2 protein-coding genes are annotated in these 1,072 nt (G+C 71.5%); both read right to left on the reverse strand.

Features of this window, described 5'->3' with window-relative positions; genetic code table 11:
* The coding region (locus CFP71_RS42665; RefSeq protein ID WP_143267323.1) for a DUF3097 family protein at positions 1–287 on the reverse strand (287 nt) is incomplete at its 3' end.
* 97 nt (positions 288–384) lie between these two features.
* The coding region (locus tag CFP71_RS42670; protein WP_093939470.1) for an aminoglycoside phosphotransferase family protein at positions 385–1,072 on the reverse strand (688 nt) is incomplete at its 5' end.

A 1,072-nucleotide genomic window follows, 5' to 3' on the forward strand; every position in this document is an offset into this window, starting at 1 on the left:
ACCGACCCGGACGCGGAGATCCGCCGGGCCGGGGCTTTCGGGGCAGTCTTGGCAGGCACCAGCGTGACCGGTTTGCCTTCGAGCAGGAAGCCCGCGGGGTTCAGCGGGAAGACACGATGCTTGCCGTGCCGGTCTTCGAGGACCACGTTGCCGTACTCGATCTTCACCACGGCGCCGCAGAACCCGCTGGCCGGGTCTTCGACCACGAGCCCCGGCTCGGCAGGCACCTCCGGGATCTTCCGCTTGCGCGGGCCGGACAGCACGTCGTCGTAGGAATGGGAGCGCACGGCGGACGACGCTAGCGGTGCCCGGGGCCGGCGTCTGCCCGCCACGCCGGTCAGGCGGCCATGAGCCGCCCTGCCCACGTCGATCGCGGACTCGGGTTCACCGACAGAATGACAGCATCGCCTCGACGAACGGGGTCCGTTCACCGCGTTCGAGCGGGCGCATCACGAACAGCGGCGAGAGCGCGACACACCACGCGCGGACCCGCTCGGCGTCGAAACCCGGCAGATGCGGCGCGATCGCGTCGAAGCCGTCTTCGAGCGTGCCGCCCTCGCGCATCGGCAGCGTGACCCAGTCGGCGAGGTCGAAGGACGGGTCGCCGACGCTCGGACGCGGGTCGATCGCGACCGCTCCCCTGCCCGGCCCACCGTCGAGGACGTTGCCCGGATGCAGGTCGCCGTGCACGATCGAGTTCCCTCTCCCGTCGGCTGCGAGGGCGAGCGCCCGCAGCCGCGCGCGGTCGAGCGTCTCGATCGGCAACGTCGCTTCGGCCACCGACCCGCGGAGACCTCGCTCGGCGAGCCCGTACATGAAGGTCACCCGGTCTTCCAGCGTCGGGAAGCCCGGCGGCGGGGTCACCGTGTGGATCTGGGTCAGCAGGTCGCCGATCTCGGCCCACGGGACGTCCGCCGCCTCCAGCAGTTGCGTGCCGGGATCGACACCTTCCAGCAGGATCGCGCCGTCGGCAACCTCGGTGGCGAGCACCTGCACGACCCGCGAGCAACCGTCCCACGCCCGCAACGCGGCAGCCTCGGACTCGGCGATCGAGTGATCCGGGGTCAGCTTC

This window comes from Amycolatopsis thailandensis (genome assembly GCF_002234405.1).
Classification (GTDB): Bacteria; Actinomycetota; Actinomycetes; order Mycobacteriales; family Pseudonocardiaceae; genus Amycolatopsis; species Amycolatopsis thailandensis.